The following is a 4,479-nucleotide window of genomic DNA, read 5'->3' as shown; positions in this document are numbered from 1 at the left end:
TACGCTTTTCCAAAGCGTTATGTTTTGCCGTTTCGGAGAAACGGATTACGGTTTTTGCCGTTTAACATTTCAAAAAAACGGATGACATTCAAAATACGCTTTTCCAAAGCGTTAACCCCATATTCCGAAATATTTTCGGAATCATAATTCAAAAAAGGATTTATAAATTTTTAAACGGGAGATAGGACATATAATCTGCGTGGTGGATTATTAATCCTTCTGTGGTTCGTTTAAACCCATCACCTTCTTTAGAGTGAACTGCAATTACGTGGCAAACTTCGTCGGGAATTCCACAGGCTTGAGCCAACGAAACACCGGTAAAGGCATGGCGAAGCAAAGAACCGGATTTGCTAAATTTGATAGAATCACCGTCTTTTTCATATTCTACCAATTTACCCACATCACACAAAATCGCTCCTGCAATTACAACATCCATATCAATTGGAAGGTTGCTACCGAAGGATTTTTGCATTACTTTTGAAGATTCGTGAGAAATATGCACAACTGCCCGTTTGTGAGCCATAAAACTGACCTTGCAATTTTTTACGAGCAGAGTGAAGGGAATAGTTTCCAAATCTTCGGGTGTTAAAACACTTTTCTCAAATGCTAATTCCCAAGTTTTCGCAACTTTTTCGCGTAAATCTTCATTTTTTATCCAGCTTAACTCGGTGCCCCACAGCTTGTTAATCGCATTATTCATTATTTTTCACCTTTAATTTTGTTTGTATTAAATCTTTATGATCAAGTCGTAATAAATTTGTGAATTTATGGATCAAGTAATCCTCATTCACATCCAATTTGTCATCCGAATAAATTATTTCCCAGGCAGATTCAAGGATTAAAAGTTTTTCTGCTCTTGAAAAGTATTCATTAATTTTGTTAGTAAATTGCCAGAGGTCAATGCTTTCATCAATCACTTTTTCAGATTGTGAAATCAGCTCTTTTATTTCTTCGTAATTCAGGGTAAATTTTTTTTGGAGGATTTTTTGAATGATTTTCTCTTCCTCTTTTGTGAATTGATCGTCTGCTTTTGCAATCTCAAGCAATAGAGCACAAGTAGCAATTTCGATTTTATCTTTTTGATCAACAGTATTAATCGCTGTGGTATTACTTTTATTAAATGAAAAAATATTTTTTATATTCATAAACGCCGTGATTTGTGATTACATAATTTTGTGTAAAGTTTTTTGAAAGAAATCAAAAAAAAACCCTGCAAAAGATTTTTATTTTGCAGGGTTTTGGGAAATATAATTTATTTATTTCTCAGGTCGTTTATTTCTTGAAGTTTATCATTGAATTTTACATTTTGCATATCAATTTCACCCGCAATTTTAAATTGGTTTTCGGCTGAGTCCAAATCACCCTTTTCGCGATAAATATCACCAAGAAGAATACGCAGATCAAAACTATATTGGTTTAAGGTTAAGCACTTGTTTAAAGCAACATCTTCTGCTTGGTCATATTCATCTAAAAAGAACAGGATTAGAGATTTCAAGTAATAGAAGTACCAAATTTTGTTATCCTCCAATGCCTTATTTATTTCGGTTTGTGCAGTTCCGAAATTTTTGTTATCAAGATATAACTTGATTTTGTATCTCCAGGGGGCAATATATTCGGGATCAATTTTCAAAGATTTGTTGAAAAGAATATCGGATGTGGCATATTGGCCATTGAGATAATAAATTTTTCCGAGATAAAAATATGGTGGAGCAAAGCTGTTGGTTTTTTTTGTGATGATGTCGAAAATATGTTGAGCTTTACCCAGATCCCGTTTCTTTTCAAGTTCCAAACCACGATTGAAAGAAGAGAGGATCTCCTCTGAAATATTACTTTGGGAAATTTTCAAGGAAATAAGGAGTGTTCCGAGATCGGAAAGGAAGTTGACATCTGTACATTTGCGAATTGCCAATTTTATATTCTCGTCAAAAGAGGGATATTTTTTTTGAAATAGGTTGTTAAATCCGGTGAAAAGATCATAGTAAGGTTGTTTTTCTTTATCCTGCAAACTACCAAGATTATCCATAATGTTTTGCGAGAAGACCATTTGAGAGTTTTGGATATTATTATTGATTAAATAAACAAATAGCTGAAAATCTTTTGTCCATCCAAGTTCATTAAGTTCCATTGCTTTTTCTGAAAAATATTTATCCTCGGAGTTTTCATTTAATATTTGCAGATTCAGAGAATCCATCTTTTCAATGTTTATGATCTTGTCTGTGTGGCAAATTAATCGGGCAGTTAGATCAATAAATAAATTAAATTTGTAGGAATTGTAATCTTCAAAAGAAAATTGCTCCATATATTTTTCCTTTAAATTATCCAAAGCAGTTTGAACCTTTGTAATAAGCAGAAGCAGATCATCTTTTATTTTCGATTCATCTTGAGCATCGAAATACGGCTCGAAAGTTTGTAACCCTATTTTTAATCCTGTAAGAATTGAATCTACTTGTGTGATTTGGGCAGTATTTGTGGTTTGATTCTTTTTAATTTCGAGCTGCATAAATTCAAAATCACTTTTGAAATTATTGGTATAGCTGTCCACAGATTTTTTGAGAAGAGGTTTTGCAACCTGATAGGAGGTGAAATGTTTGATAAGCTCACTATCTGTGATGAAGTGTTTTAATTCATTGAAAGCAAGCAAATACTTTTTTTCATCAAGATATGTTGCGCCGTCTTCATAAAATTTTTTGTATTCGAGATAACCTGTCCAATATTTTTCGGGGATGCTGATGTTAGCCGAGCTGCCCAACTGATTTGTGAAACGGAAAGTAGTGAAAATTTCCATTGATTTTTTTGGGAAGGCAGCTACTACAAAAGAGATTTTTTCCATATTTAGATGCGGTACTATCGAAGAAGGGGAAATGGAAGCTAATTTTTGCGTAATAGCAATGCTATACAACCCTTCTTTTGTGTCATCCTCCTTAAATTCCCAATCACCAGACGGTTCGTAGGTGAAATAAAGAAATTGTGAGTCTTCAACTGATTTAGGTGGTACGGAACTTTCCCCTCCATGAGTAGAAAAAAATATTTTTACACTTTTTTTGGCAGACATAAACTTTTTTTCCTGATAAAGAAGTGTAGTTTCTTGAGCAAATAAGATTTGGATTATAAAAAGAAACCCTATAAGCGCAATAAATTTTGCTCTATAATATTTCATATTTACCTCACTAAACAAATATTTGTTTTAAGCAACGTTAGATTTTTGATTTTATTTTGTCAAACTATACGGAAATATGTTTTTACAAGTAGATGAATTGGAAGAAAATTGCTATTTGGATAATTCATTTTTATTCCACATGGTTGATAGTTTGTATTTTCCCATTTCTCCCATCAATCTGAAGAACTTGCCAAACTGTTCCGGTTTGGTTAGGAGATATGGAAATTTCTCGAACCAGTTTATCCTCTCGATATATTCTCACACAAGCGTTGCTGAAACTTAGATTTTTGGAATTTGGGTCGTTTCTGTCTGAATAGTTTCGGACAAAAAAAGTATAGTTTCCGGGATCGAGTTTATTAAGTGTAATCGTTTCGGGTCCATATTGATTTAGATCATCTCTGTCTAAGAAGTGCTGATCTTTAAATAGCTTCATATTATGATAACTGACGTGAAAATTCTTTTCAGATTTAGGATCAGGTCCGATTAGATGAGCGTCAAGGTCTGGCGGGTTAGCACCCCAGGAAAGAACAATTCTAAGTTGGAGTTTGGTGAGAATCGAAGACAGATGACCGTCTATGCGAATGGGGAATTCGTTTTCCCACATTTCAATTTCAGATGAATAGGGAATGTAATCCTCTTTTGCAAAAGTAACTAAAAAATGCCCGATGGGTACAGCGAAAAGGTAATTTCCGTTTGAATCTGATTTGCATTTGGCAATTGTATCGTTAGTTCCGATTTCTGATAATTGCACGGTTGCATCTGCAATTGGCTCTCCACTAACAGCGTCCATAATATTACCGTAAACAATTTTTCTGCGGGGGAGGATTTTATTCACCTCAATTATTTGCTTTGTAACGCCGATAATATCAAATGCATGCCAAACAAGTCCGTCACCTTCGGAAGGTAGAATTGTGAGAGAACTATTGCCGGAAACTGCAATGTTAATTTGTATGTTTTCCCACTCTACTGTGGAATTTTCGGAAAAATCATCATCTGAGAAAGAGGTGGAAACATAAAATTGGTAAATACCGTTTTCAAATTTATTGATTTTCCAAGTTTGTATCCCCTTGTCAAAATCTGTGATTGGAGATTCTGAAAAAGCATTTTTATCAGCAGATTGTTGTGGAATCGTTCCGATGATGACTTCAGGTGAATTGTGTGCGAAAGCAGGAAGAACAAGTGCTCCTTCAAATTCGGTCTCTGAAAATAGATTGTATTCAAGAGAAATTTTTGCGATTGGTTCGGCAAAAAGGAAACATGGGGCGAGTATTAATAAAATAAAAATTAGTTTTTTCATTTTTACCTCTTTATGGTTCTTGGTT

At 34.0% G+C, this 4,479-nt stretch carries 4 protein-coding genes; all 4 read right to left on the bottom strand.

All coding sequences use genetic code 11. The annotated features are described in order from the left end of the window. Window positions 1-160 precede the first annotated feature (160 nt). The gene (locus U9P79_09830) at window positions 161-700 is read right to left on the bottom strand and encodes an HD domain-containing protein (protein MEA2104921.1); all 540 of its coding nucleotides are present in this window, start codon (window positions 698-700) and stop codon (window positions 161-163) included. Next, a complete protein-coding gene (locus tag U9P79_09825) occupies window positions 693-1,145 on the bottom strand; it encodes a TerB family tellurite resistance protein (protein MEA2104920.1) in 453 nt (150 codons plus the stop codon). Before U9P79_09825 ends, U9P79_09830 begins: the two co-directional genes overlap by 8 nt. A gap of 107 nt (window positions 1,146-1,252) precedes the next feature. Further along, window positions 1,253-3,052 carry a hypothetical protein gene (locus tag U9P79_09820; protein MEA2104919.1) on the bottom strand — a complete coding sequence of 600 codons (1,800 nt, stop codon included), beginning with the start codon at window positions 3,050-3,052 and terminating at the stop codon, window positions 1,253-1,255. A gap of 235 nt (window positions 3,053-3,287) precedes the next feature. Further along, window positions 3,288-4,479, bottom strand: a 1,192-nt coding sequence (locus tag U9P79_09815; GenBank protein MEA2104918.1) for a carboxypeptidase regulatory-like domain-containing protein, incomplete at its 5' end; no start/stop codon positions are given.

Source organism: Candidatus Cloacimonadota bacterium, from assembly GCA_034661015.1.
GTDB lineage: Bacteria > Cloacimonadota > Cloacimonadia > JGIOTU-2 > JGIOTU-2 > JAYEKN01.
The sequence above is the reverse complement of the archived record's forward strand: the minus strand, read 5'-3'. Positions and strand labels throughout refer to the sequence as shown.